Below are 16,417 nucleotides of genomic sequence, written 5' to 3'. Positions count from 1 at the left end.
AAAAACCAAAACTCTGTTAGCTATGGCTAACAGAGTTTTGGTTTTTAAAGATACTTATTGAACCAGCCCTTGATTTCTTCAACATGTTGCAGCCGCATTTTTGGAGAACCGCTTCGCGATACCTCATGAGTTTCATTTGGGAATGACACAAGTACCGCTTCTTTATTTTGCCGTTTTAAAGCGACAAAAAATTGCTCGCTCTGTTCAATGGGACAGCGGAAGTCCTTTTCTCCGTGAAGTAAAAGTAAAGGGGTATCCACATTGGAAACATATTTTAATGGAGAGTGCTGCCATAGTTTTTCAGCAGAGTTAATGATATCGCCGCCAACTTCCCACTCTGTAAAGTAATAGCCAATGTCGCTGACCCCATAAAAACTTAGCCAGTTACTGATACAACGCTGAGACACAGCCGCCTTGAAGCGGTTGGTGTGTCCGATGATCCAATTTACCATGAATCCTCCATAACTTCCTCCGGATACCCCTAAATCTTCATCGTCTATAAAATCATACGTAGCTAGAACGTGATCGACTCCAGCCATTAAGTCGCTATAATCCATGCCTCCATAGTCGCCACGGCAGGCGTTTACGAAGTCCTGGCCATATCCTATACTCCCTCGTGGGTTAGTGAACAATACAGTATACCCTTCATTAGCCAAGGTCTGGAATTCATGAACATAGGTATTTGCATACATCATATGCGGTCCGCCATGGATTTCTAAAATGAGCGGATATTTTTGACTATCATTAAAACCGTTCGGTCTCATGATCCAGCCGTGAATGGTAAGCCCATCGACTGATGGAAAAGTAATGGGTTCAGCCATGGACAAATGTTTATCCTTCAAAAAATCCTCATTAACAAAACTGATTTGTTCCTTATCACCATTGGTAAGGTTATAAGCAAAGAGATCGCCAGGATGAACAGGTGTACTGATTGCAACGACAGCACGGTGGCTTTCGGGATCTATAGTCAGTCCGTATATATGCTGCGGGTCAAGGATTGATGGATACATAGCTCCTTCAATGGACCCATAATATACTCCGGTATTTCCATAATCACTTATTAAAAAGTAAAAGCCTTGACTATCGTTTGTCCACAAAATACCTGGGTCGACGGCTCCGATTTGGAAATCCCCTATTGCGGAATCTCCAATTTGCACGTCCCATCCGTCGGTCAAACACTGAGTCGTTTGGTCCATGATGGAATATAACCAGATATTTGAAAAGGTGGCACCGGCAAATTCTTTATTATGGCCAATGAAAGATAAATATTCGCCATTTGGAGACCATTTAGGATCTCTAAAGAAACCTGTACTATCCGTAATTTTCTCTAAAGATTTCGTATCAAGATCCATGATGAAAATATCTGAAAAAAGTTCATCATCACTTCTTTCTGCATCCCCGCTTATGAAGGCAATACGCTGTCCGTCTGGAGACCACGCATTCGGAATATGATCAATATTGCTTTCCGTCAGCAATGTGAAGTCTCCCTTAAAAATGTCCGCTATTACAAGCTGCTGATATAACTGATCAAAATAGCCTCTCCCATCCCATTTATACTTGATCCGGTCATACCTATTAACATCTTTGGATAGATCATTTTCCTTGACCGTATTAAGGTTTTCGCCTTCCTTTAACCCGGTAGAAAGCAGTAACTTGGTGGAACAAGGGGACCAAATAGGCTTTGACGTGCCGTTAACGAAATGGGTGAGCTGGCGAGCTTCCCCGCCAATGCTCCCGATAATGTGGACTTGTTTTTTTCCTGATCTATCTGATATAAAGGCGATATGCTTGCCGTCGGGGGACCAGGCTGGTGATGTATCGCGATTATCCCCAAACGTCCATTGCTTTGTTTCATTCGTAATCAGGCTGAACATAAACAAATTGGAAATGTATTTTTCCGTTTTTTCATCTATTCTGGTTTGGACATAAACCGCCATGCTGCCATCCGGTGATAGCTTTGGATCGGTCACTGATTTCAAGTGAAATAAGTCTCTTGCTGTTATACCTATTTTGTTCATCCTTTTCACCCTTTCATTTCTCATAGTTATGTATTTCGCTAAAGAGAAATAAAATCCTTTAGTAAATGGTAAACGCGTCATGTTTATTTATCAAGGACGAAAGAAATGAAAATAATCCGGCCTGTTTATCAGGTCGGATTATCTGGAGATATGGGAAAAGCTTACAATTACTTATGCATATGTCCTGTATGCGGACGGTGCGGCGGTATTTGGAAATTATGTTCTTCCATCATTTTATAATGTTTTTCAAAATGTGAAACCATTTTATCGGCTTCTTCTTTCGAAAGCGCGCCATACTCAACATATTTTTCAATCAATATCTTTTTGTCTGCGAGTATTTGTTTTTGGATCTTAGCGATTTCCGATTTTTGAGCATCAGTGAATTGTACACTTTCAGTCTTTGCTTTAATTTCCTGTGCAGCCGGATGATTAAGGGTGACTAAGAATAGGGAACAAGCTGTTAAACAGATGAAGAAAAACTTTTTCATGAATGAACGACTCCTTCTTTTTAATGATTTTTTCTGTCTAATTGAAGAACTGTAGAACCTTTAAAAACCTGAAAGTCCCTTCCTGATGGTGAATGAATATCAATATGGAAGATTCCTTATTTCTTTATTATCATTTACAGCATTTACAGTTTTATGTAAAAAATAAGGGGGAGGTTTGTTAGAGAAGGATATGGGTAATTTAAATGTAAGTGGAAATTTTGTTGTAACTTCTTATTAATAAAAAGTCCTTTAATAGGGGAGAAAGGGGGATTATCATGATTTGGACGATTATTGGTATAATAATATTATTATGGGTTCTTGGTTTAGTCTTTAAAGTGGCTGCAGGCTTTATACATATCTTGCTTATCATCGCGGTCATTCTCATTTTGGTCAAGGTTTTTAAGGGAAGGAATCGAATGTAGATGTGTATTGAATGACTGACTTGGATTAAATACCAATGTAAAAGGCGGCCTGGTGAACAGGCCGCCTTTTAATTCAGTAAACTGTCAATCATAAGGAAGTGGATGGCCTAACAGCCTCTTATGAATCCATATCGCTGACTGGGTGCCATCTCCCATGGAAATGGTGACTTGTTCGGAATGGGCAACGAGGTCGCCGCCTGCCCAGACTCCTTTAATATTCGTTTCTTTAGTTCGGGGATGAACCACGACATGATTGTTTTCATTGACTTGCACACCTAATTGTAAGGCTAGGTCATTATTAAGTTTGTTCCCTTTAAACGCCGTGAATGCCTTTTCAGCTCTGATAATTTTACCAGATACTAATTGTATGCCCGTTAACTCCTGATTGGGATTGACATGAACCTCACAAACTTCCTCTTCAATTACGGGAATGTGATTTGCCGCTAACTTATCTCTATACTCATCATCAATTTTAGATTTCAAATGGTTTACATAAATGATATCTTTTGACCAATATAATAGAGTAAGTGCCATGCCTGCACCCGTATTTCCGCCACCAAGAACAACGGTTTGCTTATCCATGATCTCATACCCATCACAGTCAGGACATATATATGTGGATGTCCCAAGAGTTGAATAGATGTTTTTGATTGGAGGAATGTTATCGGTAATGCCAGTACCCAGAAAAATCATTCTTGCTTGATATTCCCTGTCATTTTTAGTTTTGATAAAAAACTTGTCCTGCCTTTTTTCTAGAGATGTCACTGTATCATCCGTGAATTCGACACCGAATTTTTCAGCGTGCTGTCTGCCAAGCGTCCTTAATTGTTTGCCGCTAACCCCGTCTGGCCACCCAAGAAGGTTATGGTATGCCTTGGCAATGGAAGATCGGCCTTGAGCAGAATCAATGACGATAATATCATGTTTATATCTTCCTAGCTGGATGGCTGCCTGAATCCCGGCTATACCTCCACCAATAATAATGCAATCTGCTTGTTTCATGAATTCACCGCCCATATATTTGGAATAAACCTAGTGTTATTCTATCTGTAAAAAATATACCACTAGTCGCTGGAGCTTAAACAAAAAAAGGAGGAAGTCCGCATCTGGCAGATCTTCCTCCCTTATCTTTAGCCTATATCATTGATTCTGTATTGGTTCGAGCCATTCTTGTGCCCAATTTTGGATTTCGTTCATAACCGGTGCAAGGGCCTTGCCTTTTTCAGTTAAAGAATATTCAATCCTGACCGGTGTCTCTGGATATACGTCCCTTTTAACAATACCTTCAATTTCCAAGTCCTTTAAACGTTCAGAAAGAATCCTGCCGCTTATCGGGAATGCAGATTCAATATTACAAAACCGTTGAGGGCCATTAAGTAATTGATTGACAATCAATCCAGTCCAGCGTTTACTCAAGATTTGCATTCCTTTTTCAAATCGTGGACAAAGTGTCGTATTATTCATCATATCACCTCATTATTAATATATTATAATGCATTTACCTCATATGTAACAACTTTACCGAAAATTATTTAGTTACTTGAGATGTTATAGTATAAGAAATTCATGAGCTTACTTTTAGTATCATGAAAAGGATTCCGCCTCGGAATTGCCACATTTTAAAAAAAGTGCGCTTTTAAAAAATGTGTTGTTTAGAGATACCATGAAAAATATGTTATTTTAATATTGAAGTCAAAGTTTTGCAAATGGAAGGATCCGTGGGAAAGATGAGTGAGTTACTGCAAGAGGCCGTATCCTTTATCAGGACAAGTTATCCGGAATTATTGAAAACGGAAGAGGACATAAATGGCAGGGTCGAACAAATTAAAATGGAAATAAATGAAACAGGCAGATATGAACATACTTATGAAGAATTGGTTTATGGTGCTAAATTAGCTTGGCGGAATAGCAATCGTTGCATTGGACGCTTTTTTTGGGAATCACTTAGGGTGATAGATAAAAGGATGATTCAAAGCGAAGAACAAATGGTATCGGCCCTCTTCGAGCATATCGAATATGCTACGAATAATGGGAATATCCGACCTGTGATTACAATTTTCAAACAGAAAGATCATGATCGAAAAGTGGATATTTGGAATCACCAGCTTATTCGTTATGCAGGATATCAGACGGAACATGGTGTAATCGGCGATTCAAGTTCAATCGAATTCACCAAGCGATGTATGGCATTAGGGTGGGAAGGAAAATTCGGACCTTTCGATATTTTACCCCTTGTAGTCCAAATGGACGGAAAAACCCCTAGTTTTCATGATATACCTGAAAGCCTCGTTAAAGAGGTTCAAATCACCCATCCTGAACTGACATGGTTCGAAGATCTTCAACTAAAATGGTATGCAGTTCCAATCATATCTGGTATGAGGCTGGAAATTGGCGGTATTACATATTCAGCTGCACCATTTAATGGGTGGTACATGGGAACGGAAATCGGTGCGAGGAATCTTGCTGATGAAGAACGCTACAATATGCTGCCGGCAATCGGGGAGAGGATGGGCCTGGATATTAAACGTGATTCGAGTTTATGGAAAGATCGAGCCCTTATCGAACTGAATGAAGCAGTTCTTCATTCGTATAAAAAACACGGAGTCAGCATTGTTGACCATCATACAGCAGCTAAGCAATTCAAGAAATTCGAAGAAAAAGAAGCCTCATATGACCGGAAAGTAACGGGGGATTGGACATGGTTGATTCCACCGGTGTCACCAGCCACGACCCATGTTTTTCATCAGCCATATACCAATGAAATAATGAAACCTAATTTCTTTTATCAAATTCCTCCATATAAATAAAGGTTTACATGAACTGGCGGCGGGTATATATATAGCAAGCCAAATAAATAAGGGGGAAGGTAATGATGGCATTAGGAAGAAACGTGGTATTACTAGGAGTCGGAGTTGCCGGAGTCTCATTTTTATCGAATAAAACGAACAGAGGAAAAGTGAAGGACATGTGGTCCACTGCAAAAGCAAAAACGGTAGGCTTTTGGAATAGAACGGCTTCAGAGATGGATCCTGTAATTGAAAAGGCAGGTCACCCTGATCCATATGATCACGATGACAATAAAATGGTGGACGAAGGCGCCATGTACGGTGTTCACTATTATAATAATGCAAAGCATGGATAAAGCAATCAGAATCGCTTGGGAGTACCCAAGCGTAGACTGCAGACAAACTTGTTCAGTTTGTCTGCAGTTTTTTTAATTAAAAAGTTTTATTGATTACAGAAATCCGCTCCTTTTCCGCCGACTGTCTGCCAAGCCCCATCAAAGCAAGCGTATGGTGTCTCGGCTAGCCGGTACTTCGGCAGGAGTGTCGCAAATTTCTTCAATCTAATGAGAGTTTCCTTCATATAAAAAGTAAAAAACATGAAGGATAAGCAGGTCTTCTTTAAAATCATGGTTCAGGATGAGACCATTCCGACCCATCATTTTAAAAAAAGTTAATTGGAATGTAAGGAACGAGACTCCTGCGGAAAAAGGCGCGTCAAAGGGAGACTCCATAGGCTTGCGCCGAGGAGGCTACCGGACCGCCACGGAAAGCGAGTGCCCAGAGTGGAAATCAACATCTGAAAATTGTAACCAGACCCGAGGAGTTGAAGGTGTGTTTTGATTCAGTTGGTTTAGTAACATCAGTTACGTTTTCCGAACCCCTTTTGTCTACTAACTATCGCTTGGGGCTACCCAGGCGATTTCTTGTAGTGCATTTTATTTATCAATTGATAAAAGATAATTATGAATCCTGAACAAGCTTCAAGGTATTAAATTATTTATTGTGCTTTAAATGAATAAGGATTAAGATAAAAGAATCGAAAGGAAGTGGATACGAGTGAGCAGCAGTTCTTATGATCCTGAACCCAGAAAGCAAGAGGAAGCCAATATGATGCTAGAAGTCGAGACTGTTATTCACCCTGAGTATCTGCTCGAAGAAGGTAAATAAGGCTTTCTCTATAGAAGAGGAGGTCAAAAAATGATTGAAATCTACAAGACGGATGATAACCGTCACCTGAACAATATCGAGGAAATGACAAAAGGTTCCTGGGTGAACATTGTCGCGCCCACAGAAGCTGAAATAGATTATATATGCTCGACTTTGAAGTTACCGATCAATTTCATGAAGGATCCACTGGATGATGAGGAAAGGCCGCGAATCGAAAAAGAGGATGATAATGTTTTAATTATTGTCGACTTCCCATATTTGACAAGGGATGAAGCCGACTTACCGATTTTTGAAACGATTCCCATAGGCATGATCTTTTCCAAAGACTGTTTCATTACGGTATCTCTGAAAGAAACACCGATATTGGCTAATTTCAAAAACAATAAGATCAAAGGTTTTTTCACCAATAAGAAAACGCGGTTTGCTTTACAAATATTATTCGAGATTTCATCCTATTATTTACGTTACCTGAAACAGATTAACAAGATGACTAATGAAGCCGAACGTGAATTACATCAGTCCATGAAAAATAAAGAATTATATACTTTCCTTGCTTTGGAAAAAAGCTTGGTTTATTTTACTACGTCATTGAAATCCAATCGTGTAGTCCTTGATAAGATTCTCCGTTTTAATTATTTGAAAATGTATGAAGAAGATAAAGAATTGCTTGAGGATGTAATCATCGAAAATGCTCAGGCTATCGAAATGGCAGAAGTGTATCTATCCATTCTTAGCGGTATGATGGATGCATTCGCTTCGATCATCTCCAATAATGTCAATAATGCCATGAAGTTTCTAACATCAGTGACCATTATATTAACTCTCCCGACGATGGTGGCAAGTTTTTACGGTATGAATGTGGAGCTGCCATTTGAACATAATCGGTTTGCTTTCATTTTTACATTATTAATTGCCATAACTTTGGCGGGGACGACTGCATTCATTTTTTGGAAGAAAAAATATTTTTAAGAATAACCGGCTTATTAAGCCGGTTTTGTTTTATTCCTCGAAAAAATCAGAAAATCCTTCACTGTTAATGCGATCTGTATAAGGGTTCTCATCATTTACATTCTTTGCATCCAAATTGGTTTTAATCACTAAACGGGGACTCTGTGATGCTTCTCTGATGATACGATCGTTCAACTCTTTAAAATCCGGTACATTCTTATTGCCGGGTTTGTTTGGTTCCAATTAAACCACCTCCATTTTTATCTTTGCAAGAAATGATGGGGTGTATTCATGAATATTCTTAGGTTTGGGAAGGATAAAGGACTGAGGAGGAGATCATGATGACCAAATGGAACGAGCAAGCATCTCGCAATAATAATTTAAGGGCAAGTGATTTAAACCCAGATGGAGCCGGTAAAGGAAAAATGGATTCAAAAAAAATTGATGGAGATCAATTGAATGATCTAAAGATCCAAGAGGAAATCAGAAAGCAAAATATGTAAGAGAAGTCCCTGATTTAAAAGTAAAACAAAAAAGAATCATGCAGCGGAAAACGCTTGGCGGATAAACCAAGCGTTTTTTTCGCATCATGGATGGTTGATTTAGGATTCTCTTTTATCAGGTACGCTTTTGCTTTTTAAGTGAAGAGGGTTGAGTGAAGGACCCGGTTTCTTTTGTTGTGGTACCTTGCCCCTCTACCTGAGAAGAACCTAAACGAGTTTGTGAAGCATCTTTCTTGTTTTTTCCATTCATGTTTATCACCTCGATATTACTTTCCCTATTTCCTTTGCATCCTATACATATATTGAGGGTGAAAAGGACAGGTTAGAAGGTAGAGGAGGTGTGTGTCGATGTCAAGAATCGGTGTTGAAGAATCATTAACGAATATTCAGGAAGCACTTCGTGAAAAAGGTTTTGATGTTGTGGAGATTAAACAGGAAGCTGACGCAAAAAACGTGGATTGTTGTGTAGTGACAGGTTTGGAAAGTAATGTGATGGGTATAAGCGATACTACATTAAAAGCGTCTATCATTGAGGCAAGTGGTTTAACGGCTGATGAAGTGTGCCGTGAGGTTGAAAATAAAGTGAATACCATTCAATAGTTAAAAAAGTGCCTAATCCGATATAGGGTTAGGCGCTTTTTCTGTTTATTCAAGGTTACTGTGCTATGGAAATTGCCGCAATCAATTCCACCGCTACATTCCCTTTGATCGCCCTGGAAATCATACATGAAGTTTCGGCTTTTTCAGCAAGTCTCCTCGCTTTTTCAACCACTTTTTCAGAAGTACCCGGCACCAATATAAGTGCGGGGCGATGAATGATTTTCTTATAGGTGAATACACCATTCGTAACATCCACTAACGCTTCCGATTGCATGGTCAAGCTCACTTTTTCTATATGGGACCGCTCTAACATGGCAGCATAGGTAATGATATAGCAGGTCGATGCCGCTCCAAGCAGCATTTCATCGGGATTAGTTCCAATCCCTGGTCCTTCCATTTCCGTAGGAATACTTATCTGTGTTTGAAGATTCCCTGAATGAATCGTGCCGCTATCATTTCTGCCGCCAGGCCACTCCGCAGTTAAATGAAAGTGATGTATCGTCATTTTTTTACCTCCTTACTAATCTATATAGTGTAAACGATAAAACAGGTTAAGTATCCGATTTTGCTCAATCAGTCAAATAATCCAGCACTCGGCTGAGTTTAAAATCTGCCAGAAGGATGAAGAAATGCCGAACCGGTCGAATAATCCAACGCTGTCCGAAGCTATGAATCGATCAAATAAATTACCGCCCTGCCGATTTACGTTTCCAGTAGGCACAATTTCTGCTAGTAACAGAAGCATGCTTAATAAATATAAGATACATGTTGATGAAACAAAAGGCTGAGGCATTAGGCTATTTTAAGCACAATATTGGATAGGCTTTTCTATAATGATATAGACGGTTTTATATAAATAATACTTCATTAAGGAAGGGCTGAAAAGTTGACTACATTGAGTAATATGTTCGATTTGACTAATAAAACGGCTATCATTACCGGCGGCGGCAGAGGACTGGGCAAACAGATCGCCATGGCGTTGGGGGAGGCTGGCGCAAATATAGTCATTGCTTCACGAAATCTACCTGTCTGTAAGGAAGTATGTGAAGACTTGCAATCGATGGGTGTTAATGCCATTGCCTTTGAATGTGATATCACCGATGTGAGTGCCATTGACCATGTCGTTCAAGAAACGGTTGCTCAATTCGGCACGATTGATATTCTTGTCAATAATAGCGGTACGTCTTGGTCAGGTCCGCTTTTGGATCTTCCCAAGGACAAGTGGGAAAAAGTATTGAATGTCAACGTTACGGGTACATTCCTGTTTTCACAGGCTGTAGCGAAGGTCATGACGCAGCAAAATTCCGGAAAAATCATAAATATTGCATCGGTGTCAGGACTTGGCGGGACGTTTCCAGAGCTTTTGGACACGATAGCTTATAACACAAGTAAGGGTGCCATCATTACAATGACCAAGGATTTAGGAGTTAAACTTGCTAGATACGGCATTCAAGTCAATGCAATTGCACCTGGATTTTTCCCGACTAAAATCACAAAGAAAATTCTTGAAAAGTCTAACTATGACATATTAGGTAAAACTCCGGCTGGCAGGTTTGGCGATGAAGATGATTTAAAGGGTGCCGCCGTATTTTTAGCCTCACAGGCTTCTGACTATATGGTTGGTCATATTTTGATCATTGACGGTGGAATATCAGCACTAGTGTAAACGGAAGAGAAAGGAAGGAAGAAATATATGGCGGAAAAAAAATCCAATTTTTATAAAGGACTTAAATTACTAGGCACACAAAAAGAGCAACAGCTGAATAATAAAATTCAAAATCTGCTGAATAATCGCGAATTAATCGAAAGAGTGAGCGATAATGCGCAAATGCAGGTGCCAAGAATAAATAGTCTGCAGGAAGCTTCAGAAAGAATGTCCATCATCATGAATTATCCAACAAAAAAAGATGTGGCGAGTTTAGCGAAATTAGTCATCCAACTCGAAGAAAAAATTGATGGGTTGGAAGAATTGGTTTCTATACTTGTTGAGAATAGGGGCGGGAATGTCGGGGGTAATTCTTCAATTCGCAATAAAGGCAATGCCAATTCATCCCGCAGCATCAAAAAGAAATCAAGATTGGCACCCAATGAAATGGAAGGGAGTAAAAAAAGGATATCTGATTTTATAAATAACTCCTTATTGTTAAGCTCACAGTTGCCTGAGTTCAATTCAGTTGGACAGGAGAATTCAAATGGCTAAGCGGAAAGAGCCGAAAAATCAATCTGAATCCAAAACGAAATGGCAACATTTATTGGATATTCCCAATCAGCCAATGCCTGAAATGGGACTGACTCCAAAAATAGCGGTGTGGAAAAAAAACAAATCAACGCTTTGGTTTTATCCCTCAGCACAAAAAAAATATGATGTACCGGTTTTTCTTATATATTCACTAATCAATACTCCTTTGATTCTTGATTTATCCCCGGGAAATAGTTTAATAGAATCTTTTGTAAATGAAGGTTTTGATGTGTATTTGCTTGATTTTGGAAGCCCGGGCTTTGAAGATGGTGACATATCTATCGAAGATTATATCGTCGATTATATTCAAAAAGGAGTGCAGCGTGCATTACGTCACTCTGGAGCATCAGAAATTACAATCATGGGGTTTTGCCTCGGCGGTACAATAGCCGCAATATATGCTGCCATTGCAGACGAGCCGATCAAGAATTTGATACTTTCCGTGACCCCGGTGGATTTCAGTGCCTCGGAATTTTTTGATCAATGGCAGGAAGCGTTAAAAGAAGGGACAGCGGATTTTGACGAGACAATAGATATTTACCAAACGATACCGGCCAGTGCAGTTAAATATGGAATCCGGTTAATTACATCGCCCATCTATATATCACCTTATTTATCTTTATTGAATCAAGCGGATGATGAGAAATACGTTCAAAATTGGCGCCGCTTCAATGATTGGGCTAATGGGCATGTACCGTTATCCGGAGCAGCCGCAAAACAAATATCCAAGGATTTATTGATAAAAAATAGCTTGGTTAATGGTAGTTTTAAGGTAAGGGGTAAAAAAGCGAAGCTATCGAAAATTGATGCTAGTGTTTTGGTCATAGCAAGTAAGTATGATCGACTGGTCCCACAGGAAATGATTTATCCGGTAATGGGGCATTTAACATGTAAGGATAAGACATATAGCCTACTGAAAAGTGGACATGCTGCTAAACAATATTCCGGTGTACTCCCATATTATTTGAAGGAATGGCTGCCAGGGCGTTCTTCACCAATTCAATAAGATTAATAGAGGGATGTTAAATGTACGTTTTGAACGTCAGTGAGGGTATCAAAATCATGCTGGTTGTTGAGTATATAGGCTTTGCGTTATTGATTTTTTTAAAATTTTTTGCAACATTTCCGGATTACTAAAGCGAAATAAATGAAAACGGCTGGCTTGTTATGTTGAGCCAGCCCCTATTATCATTGAAAATATTTCACACGTTCTTCAAGTGGTGAGAAGTCTTTATCCCCAGGTTCTGCTTTGGGTTTTCCAAAGGGCATCTGTGCGATGAGTTTCCAATCTCGTGATATATCCCATTTCTTTCTCACTTCGTCATCGAGTAAAGGATTATAATGCTGAAGGCTTGCACCAAAGCCCTCAATTTCCAAGGAAGTCCATACGACAAATTGTAAAATGGCAGACGATTGGTTCGACCAAATCGGAAAATTTTCGGCATACGTTTTATATTGTTCTTGGAGCCTATTTATAATGGCTTGGTCTTCAAAGAATAAAACCGTTCCATAACCATTTATAAATGACCCCAAATTTTCTTCCTTTTTTTTAAAATCTTTGCCATCGGCTGCTTTTCTTAATGTTTCTTTCGTGATATCCCATAATTGGTCGTGGCTTTGTCCAGTTAATACAATCACTCTGGCACTTTGGGAGTTGAAAGCGGAAGGGGAGTATTGAACGGCATGATCGATAACTTCTTTAATCCTTTTATCAGGAACGACATGTTCCTTGCTAAGGGAGTAATAAGAGCGTCTATCTTCAATTGCGCTAAAAAAATCTTTAACCATATATCACACCTCCATTCTTATACCGATTTATTTTGACCTGATTTTTTTATTTTATGATAAGTGATTCCGGTTGAAATTATTTGAATGAAAATGGTTGACAATTTTATCTCTGTCGTTTATCTTTAAATCAAGATATTTGCATTAAAAGTATTATGTTAGGTTAAATACCTTGAATTCGAGATATTATTAGCGGATTAATTCATCTCCGTAAGGGGAGATTTATAAAGATAGGAGTGGTACGGATGGAGTTAAAAGGATTACATCATGTTTCGGCGATTACAGCAAAAGCGGGAAATAACTTTGAATTCTACACAAAAGTCTTAGGAATGCGGTTAATCAAAAAAACGGTGAATCAAGATGATGTTCGTGTGTATCACTTATTTTATGGAGATCAAATTGGTTCACCGGGTACGGAATTGACGTTTTTTGAAATTCCAAATGCTGCTCGCACTCATGAAGGAAATAATAGCATTTCAGAAATTTCTTTAAGGGTGAGGGATGATGAAGCGCTAGGATATTGGAAAAAACGGTTTGTGGAATTCGATGTTGAGCACGATGAAATATCGAACCGTTTTAAAAGGAAGGTGCTTGCTTTTAAAGATCCTGAAGGGCAGAGGCTTATTCTGGTTTCCGATCAGGATAATAACGGCGTTCAAGGTGGATTACCGTGGGATGGAAGCCCGGTACCGAAAGAGTTTTCCATCCTTGGATTAGGACCAGTAAAACTTACTGTACCCAATATAGAACAAACAGAAAGTGTTCTTATCGAGGTATTGGGGTTCAGGAAATCAGGCACATACCCATCCGCAATCAGGGGGCAAAATCCAATAGTCGTTTACGAGACAGGTGAAGGAGGAACAGGAGCGGAACTCCATATTGAAGAAAGGAATGACATCCCTCGGGAAAGGTTGGGGAGAGGTGGAGTACACCATGTTGCCTTCCGGGTGGATAATGAAGAAGAATTGAGAAAGTGGATAGAAAAAATTAGTGAATCGAAATTCGTGAACTCTGGATATGTGGACCGCTTTTACTTCCGTTCACTCTATTTTAGGGAGCCGAATGGCATATTATTTGAACTAGCTACTGATGGACCTGGTTTTGAAGTGGATGAAGCTGAGCAGCACCTAGGTGAAAACCTTGCCCTGCCACCTTTTTTGGAATCGAAAAGAAAGGATATTGAATCGAATCTAAAACCACTGAATACAAAGTCAACTTATTAATCAATGGGAAAGGAAGTAATCGGCATGCAAAAGCAAAATGCAGGAATACATCATATAACCGCAATTGTAGGCAAACCTCAAGAGAATGTGGATTTTTATGCTGGAGTATTGGGAATGCGTATGGTGAAGAAAACAGTTAATTTTGATGATCCAGGCACCTATCATTTATATTTCGGAGATGAATCCGGTTCACCGGGCACAATCATCACTTTCTTTCCTTGGCCTGATGCATACCGGGGGACAATTGGCTCTGGACAAGTGGGGATTACAACATATGCCGTTCCGGAGGGGTCAATGGGCTTCTGGGAAAAGCGTTTGGGTAAATTTAATATAGACTTTGAAAAGGTTACACGCTTCGGTGAGGAATATCTGGAATTCCAGGACCCACATGGTTTGCAACTTGAACTGGTTGAGCGTAAAGAAGGTAAAAATAGCGAGTGGTCATTCGGTGGTGTACCATCTGATAAGGCAGTCAAGGGATTCGGCGGTGCTGTATTATTGACGGCAAAACCGAACAAAACGATGGAACTATTAGAGGAAGTTATGGGCCTGCAAAAGATTGGGGAAGAGGGCGATTTCATCCGCTTCAAATCCACATCGGATATCGGGAATTTGATCGATGTTAAAAAGACGGTTTTACCAAACGGTAAAATCGGAGTGGGAACTGTCCATCACATTGCATGGCGTGCGCGCGATAATGAAGATCATAAAGAATGGAGGGAGCATATCGGTAATCATGGCTATGGTGTGACTCCCTTTACAGACCGTCAATACTTCGATGCCATATATTTCAGGGAAGATGGAGGCATACTCTTTGAAGTTGCCACAGATCCACCTGGCTTTGCTCATGATGAAACGAAGGAATCGATGGGCAGTAAATTAATGCTGCCGCCATGGTTGGAAGAAAAACGGGAAGTTATGGAAAGAACGTTACTGCCGGCAGTGCCGAGAGTACTAGAGGAGGATAAATGATGAAACATATTTTTCAAAAAGGAAGTAATCCAGAAGCTCCGTTACTACTGCTTTTACATGGAACTGGAGGAACGGAAACAGATCTCTTGCCATTATCGGAAATGGTTTCACCGGGTTCATCCGTATTGAGCGTACGGGGAAATGTACTTGAAAACGGAATGCCCCGTTATTTCCGCCGGTTAGCTGAAGGCGTTTTTGATGAGGAGGATTTGCTCTTCCGAACGAAGGAGCTTTATGACTTCTTGGAATCAGCGTCCGGAAAGTATGACTTCGACCGTGACAGAGTGGTGGCATTAGGTTATTCCAATGGTGCAAATATAGCGGCAAGTTTGCTGTTCCATTACGAGGGGGCATTACAAGGAGCGATTCTTCATCATCCAATGGTTCCAAGACGAGGGATCGATTTGCCGTCCCTTTTAGATATACCTGTATTTATAGCTGCAGGTAAAAACGATCCGATTTGCCCGGCAGAAGAAACAGATGAACTTAATCAACTTTTACAGCAAGCTGGTGCTGCCGTGAATGTTCACTGGGAAAATTACGGTCATCAGTTAACACGTTCAGAGGTTGATGCAGCAAGTTCATGGTTCCAAAAGAACTTTTTATAAGAATGAGGGGGATGAAGATGATTTCAGTTAATCCTGAAAGTCTTACAGAACGGGAAAATTATAAGTTTTTGACTGGAAGCATTATACCGAGACCAGTAGCCCTGGTTACGACACAATCCGAAACCGGTACAATCAATATAGCGCCGTTCAGCTTTTTTAACATAGTCAGTTCAAATCCTCCGATGATTTCCATTTCTGTTCAAAGGAAAGAAGGAGTTTCAAAGGATACAGCCCGAAATGCAATTCAAACAGGTGAGTTCGTTGTTCATATCACTGATGAAGATAATGTTGCTGATGCAAATCGAACGGCCAAGGAACTCCCATCTGAAGAAAGTGAATTGGGTCTTACCAATTTCACGCTTGCTGTTAGCGATAAAGTATCCGTACCAGGATTGGAAGAAGCGAAGGTACGTTTAGAATGTACATTAGAACAGTCGATTCCATTGGCAGGTTCCAAGAATAAACCTGGTTGTGATTTACTGATAGGGAAAATAGTCTGCTATCATATAGAGCAAGATATTTACCATAATGGCCGTATTGACCCGAATGGGCTAAAACCTGTAGCAAGATTAGCAGGTCATACTTATACAAAACTAGGGGAATTATTTGAAATAGAACGTCCTTAAGTAAAAAGAAAAAAATGGCGACATCTTCTAAG

At 39.8% G+C, this 16,417-nt stretch carries 21 protein-coding genes; 13 read left to right on the top strand and 8 right to left on the bottom strand.

The window, feature by feature from the left end:
• Positions 1-44: 44 nt before the first annotated feature.
• Together J7I96_RS24975 and J7I96_RS24970 are read right to left on the bottom strand one after the other, a co-directional pair.
• Positions 45-2,018 carry a S9 family peptidase gene (locus J7I96_RS24975; RefSeq protein WP_214772712.1) on the bottom strand — a complete coding sequence of 658 codons (1,974 nt, stop codon included), beginning with the start codon at positions 2,016-2,018 and terminating at the stop codon, positions 45-47.
• Between the two features lie 167 nt (positions 2,019-2,185).
• A complete protein-coding gene (locus J7I96_RS24970) occupies positions 2,186-2,506 on the bottom strand; it encodes a YckD family protein (protein WP_214772713.1) in 321 nt (106 codons plus the stop codon).
• Positions 2,507-2,781: 275 nt separating this feature from the next.
• On the opposite strand from J7I96_RS24970, the gene J7I96_RS24965 reads away from it, so the two are divergent.
• Positions 2,782-2,928 carry a lmo0937 family membrane protein gene (locus J7I96_RS24965; protein WP_214772714.1) on the top strand — a complete coding sequence of 49 codons (147 nt, stop codon included), beginning with the start codon at positions 2,782-2,784 and terminating at the stop codon, positions 2,926-2,928.
• An 84-nt stretch (positions 2,929-3,012) separates the two neighbouring features.
• Here the strand turns inward: J7I96_RS24965 and J7I96_RS24960 are convergent, their stop codons facing one another.
• Both J7I96_RS24960 and catR read right to left on the bottom strand, forming a co-directional pair.
• A complete protein-coding gene (locus J7I96_RS24960) occupies positions 3,013-3,930 on the bottom strand; it encodes an NAD(P)/FAD-dependent oxidoreductase (RefSeq protein WP_214772715.1) in 918 nt (305 codons plus the stop codon).
• 138 nt (positions 3,931-4,068) lie between these two features.
• Entirely contained in the window at positions 4,069-4,392 is a 324-nt protein-coding gene (gene catR, locus J7I96_RS24955; protein ID WP_048678030.1) for a catDE operon transcriptional regulator CatR, read from the bottom strand.
• A 263-nt stretch (positions 4,393-4,655) separates the two neighbouring features.
• On the opposite strand from catR, the gene J7I96_RS24950 reads away from it, so the two are divergent.
• The 3 genes from J7I96_RS24950 (at position 4,656) to J7I96_RS24940 (ending at position 7,850) form a co-directional block, all read left to right on the top strand.
• On the top strand, positions 4,656-5,735 hold the full coding sequence (locus J7I96_RS24950) for a nitric oxide synthase oxygenase (RefSeq protein ID WP_214772861.1): 1,080 nt from the start codon (positions 4,656-4,658) through the stop codon (positions 5,733-5,735).
• Positions 5,736-5,797: 62 nt separating this feature from the next.
• Positions 5,798-6,070, top strand: a complete 273-nt coding sequence (locus tag J7I96_RS24945) for a hypothetical protein (protein WP_214772716.1) — start codon at positions 5,798-5,800, stop codon at positions 6,068-6,070.
• A gap of 841 nt (positions 6,071-6,911) precedes the next feature.
• Complete coding sequence (locus J7I96_RS24940) at positions 6,912-7,850, top strand: magnesium transporter CorA family protein (RefSeq protein ID WP_214772718.1); 939 nt, start codon at positions 6,912-6,914, stop codon at positions 7,848-7,850.
• 30 nt (positions 7,851-7,880) lie between these two features.
• On the opposite strand, the gene J7I96_RS24935 is transcribed toward J7I96_RS24940, so the two are convergent.
• Entirely contained in the window at positions 7,881-8,072 is a 192-nt protein-coding gene (locus J7I96_RS24935) for a hypothetical protein (protein WP_063576027.1), read from the bottom strand.
• Positions 8,073-8,167: 95 nt separating this feature from the next.
• On the opposite strand from J7I96_RS24935, the gene J7I96_RS24930 reads away from it, so the two are divergent.
• Positions 8,168-8,332, top strand: coding sequence for a hypothetical protein (locus tag J7I96_RS24930; RefSeq protein WP_214923062.1), 165 nt, complete (start codon positions 8,168-8,170; stop codon positions 8,330-8,332).
• A 115-nt stretch (positions 8,333-8,447) separates the two neighbouring features.
• Here J7I96_RS24930 and J7I96_RS24925 read toward each other — a convergent pair whose 3' ends face one another.
• Positions 8,448-8,582 (bottom strand): YuzL family protein, encoded by a 135-nt coding sequence (locus J7I96_RS24925; protein ID WP_095392115.1) that lies wholly within the window; start codon positions 8,580-8,582, stop codon positions 8,448-8,450.
• Between the two features lie 98 nt (positions 8,583-8,680).
• On the opposite strand from J7I96_RS24925, the gene J7I96_RS24920 reads away from it, so the two are divergent.
• Positions 8,681-8,932, top strand: a complete 252-nt coding sequence (locus J7I96_RS24920) for a YkuS family protein (RefSeq protein ID WP_214772721.1) — start codon at positions 8,681-8,683, stop codon at positions 8,930-8,932.
• 55 nt (positions 8,933-8,987) lie between these two features.
• Here J7I96_RS24920 and J7I96_RS24915 read toward each other — a convergent pair whose 3' ends face one another.
• Positions 8,988-9,437, bottom strand: coding sequence for an OsmC family protein (locus tag J7I96_RS24915; protein ID WP_214772722.1), 450 nt, complete (start codon positions 9,435-9,437; stop codon positions 8,988-8,990).
• Between the two features lie 399 nt (positions 9,438-9,836).
• Here J7I96_RS24915 and J7I96_RS24910 point away from each other — a divergent pair, with 399 nt between their 5' ends.
• Genes J7I96_RS24910 through J7I96_RS24900 form a run of 3 tightly spaced genes read left to right on the top strand, consistent with a single transcriptional unit; the run spans position 9,837 to position 12,177 of the window.
• Positions 9,837-10,598, top strand: a complete 762-nt coding sequence (locus tag J7I96_RS24910) for an SDR family oxidoreductase (protein ID WP_214772862.1) — start codon at positions 9,837-9,839, stop codon at positions 10,596-10,598.
• A gap of 27 nt (positions 10,599-10,625) precedes the next feature.
• Positions 10,626-11,132 carry a hypothetical protein gene (locus tag J7I96_RS24905; RefSeq protein ID WP_214772724.1) on the top strand — a complete coding sequence of 169 codons (507 nt, stop codon included), beginning with the start codon at positions 10,626-10,628 and terminating at the stop codon, positions 11,130-11,132.
• Positions 11,125-12,177: an alpha/beta fold hydrolase gene (locus tag J7I96_RS24900; protein ID WP_214923061.1), complete on the top strand. Its 1,053-nt coding sequence runs from the start codon at positions 11,125-11,127 to the stop codon at positions 12,175-12,177. The genes J7I96_RS24905 and J7I96_RS24900 overlap by 8 nt, the downstream gene beginning before the upstream one ends.
• A 182-nt stretch (positions 12,178-12,359) precedes the next feature.
• On the opposite strand, the gene J7I96_RS24895 is transcribed toward J7I96_RS24900, so the two are convergent.
• Positions 12,360-12,959, bottom strand: coding sequence for a nitroreductase family protein (locus J7I96_RS24895; protein WP_214772726.1), 600 nt, complete (start codon positions 12,957-12,959; stop codon positions 12,360-12,362).
• A 242-nt stretch (positions 12,960-13,201) separates the two neighbouring features.
• On the opposite strand from J7I96_RS24895, the gene J7I96_RS24890 reads away from it, so the two are divergent.
• From J7I96_RS24890 to J7I96_RS24875, 4 genes are read left to right on the top strand one after another with little or no spacing between them, the layout of a single operon-like run.
• A complete protein-coding gene (locus tag J7I96_RS24890) occupies positions 13,202-14,179 on the top strand; it encodes a ring-cleaving dioxygenase (RefSeq protein WP_214772727.1) in 978 nt (325 codons plus the stop codon).
• 24 nt (positions 14,180-14,203) lie between these two features.
• Entirely contained in the window at positions 14,204-15,151 is a 948-nt protein-coding gene (locus J7I96_RS24885) for a ring-cleaving dioxygenase (RefSeq protein WP_214772728.1), read from the top strand.
• Entirely contained in the window at positions 15,151-15,759 is a 609-nt protein-coding gene (locus tag J7I96_RS24880; RefSeq protein WP_214772729.1) for an alpha/beta hydrolase, read from the top strand. Before J7I96_RS24885 ends, J7I96_RS24880 begins: the two co-directional genes overlap by 1 nt.
• 17 nt (positions 15,760-15,776) lie before the next feature.
• Complete coding sequence (locus J7I96_RS24875) at positions 15,777-16,385, top strand: flavin reductase family protein (RefSeq protein ID WP_214923060.1); 609 nt, start codon at positions 15,777-15,779, stop codon at positions 16,383-16,385.
• Positions 16,386-16,417: the final 32 nt, after the last annotated feature.

The organism is Bacillus sp. ISL-78 (assembly GCF_018613455.1).
GTDB lineage: Bacteria > Bacillota > Bacilli > Bacillales > DSM-1321 > Peribacillus > Peribacillus frigoritolerans.
The sequence above is the reverse complement of the archived record's forward strand: the minus strand, read 5'-3'. Positions and strand labels throughout refer to the sequence as shown.

What these genes read in the sequence shown, in the direction of transcription:
- J7I96_RS24890 (WP_214772727.1), top strand. Translation starts at nt 13,202, where the DNA reads ATGGAGTTAAAAGGATTACATCATGTTTCGGCGATTACAGCAAAAGCG.
- J7I96_RS24960 (WP_214772715.1), bottom strand. Translation starts at nt 3,930, where the DNA reads ATGAAACAAGCAGATTGCATTATTATTGGTGGAGGTATAGCCGGGATT.
- J7I96_RS24950 (WP_214772861.1), top strand. Translation starts at nt 4,656, where the DNA reads ATGAGTGAGTTACTGCAAGAGGCCGTATCCTTTATCAGGACAAGTTAT.
- J7I96_RS24885 (WP_214772728.1), top strand. Translation starts at nt 14,204, where the DNA reads ATGCAAAAGCAAAATGCAGGAATACATCATATAACCGCAATTGTAGGC.
- J7I96_RS24895 (WP_214772726.1), bottom strand. Translation starts at nt 12,959, where the DNA reads ATGGTTAAAGATTTTTTTAGCGCAATTGAAGATAGACGCTCTTATTAC.
- J7I96_RS24900 (WP_214923061.1), top strand. Translation starts at nt 11,125, where the DNA reads ATGGCTAAGCGGAAAGAGCCGAAAAATCAATCTGAATCCAAAACGAAA.
- J7I96_RS24940 (WP_214772718.1), top strand. Translation starts at nt 6,912, where the DNA reads ATGATTGAAATCTACAAGACGGATGATAACCGTCACCTGAACAATATC.
- catR (WP_048678030.1), bottom strand. Translation starts at nt 4,392, where the DNA reads ATGAATAATACGACACTTTGTCCACGATTTGAAAAAGGAATGCAAATC.
- J7I96_RS24880 (WP_214772729.1), top strand. Translation starts at nt 15,151, where the DNA reads ATGAAACATATTTTTCAAAAAGGAAGTAATCCAGAAGCTCCGTTACTA.
- J7I96_RS24925 (WP_095392115.1), bottom strand. Translation starts at nt 8,582, where the DNA reads ATGAATGGAAAAAACAAGAAAGATGCTTCACAAACTCGTTTAGGTTCT.
- J7I96_RS24945 (WP_214772716.1), top strand. Translation starts at nt 5,798, where the DNA reads ATGATGGCATTAGGAAGAAACGTGGTATTACTAGGAGTCGGAGTTGCC.
- J7I96_RS24970 (WP_214772713.1), bottom strand. Translation starts at nt 2,506, where the DNA reads ATGAAAAAGTTTTTCTTCATCTGTTTAACAGCTTGTTCCCTATTCTTA.
- J7I96_RS24915 (WP_214772722.1), bottom strand. Translation starts at nt 9,437, where the DNA reads ATGACGATACATCACTTTCATTTAACTGCGGAGTGGCCTGGCGGCAGA.
- J7I96_RS24920 (WP_214772721.1), top strand. Translation starts at nt 8,681, where the DNA reads ATGTCAAGAATCGGTGTTGAAGAATCATTAACGAATATTCAGGAAGCA.
- J7I96_RS24875 (WP_214923060.1), top strand. Translation starts at nt 15,777, where the DNA reads ATGATTTCAGTTAATCCTGAAAGTCTTACAGAACGGGAAAATTATAAG.
- J7I96_RS24965 (WP_214772714.1), top strand. Translation starts at nt 2,782, where the DNA reads ATGATTTGGACGATTATTGGTATAATAATATTATTATGGGTTCTTGGT.
- J7I96_RS24910 (WP_214772862.1), top strand. Translation starts at nt 9,837, where the DNA reads ATGTTCGATTTGACTAATAAAACGGCTATCATTACCGGCGGCGGCAGA.
- J7I96_RS24905 (WP_214772724.1), top strand. Translation starts at nt 10,626, where the DNA reads ATGGCGGAAAAAAAATCCAATTTTTATAAAGGACTTAAATTACTAGGC.
- J7I96_RS24975 (WP_214772712.1), bottom strand. Translation starts at nt 2,018, where the DNA reads ATGAACAAAATAGGTATAACAGCAAGAGACTTATTTCACTTGAAATCA.
- J7I96_RS24930 (WP_214923062.1), top strand. Translation starts at nt 8,168, where the DNA reads ATGATGACCAAATGGAACGAGCAAGCATCTCGCAATAATAATTTAAGG.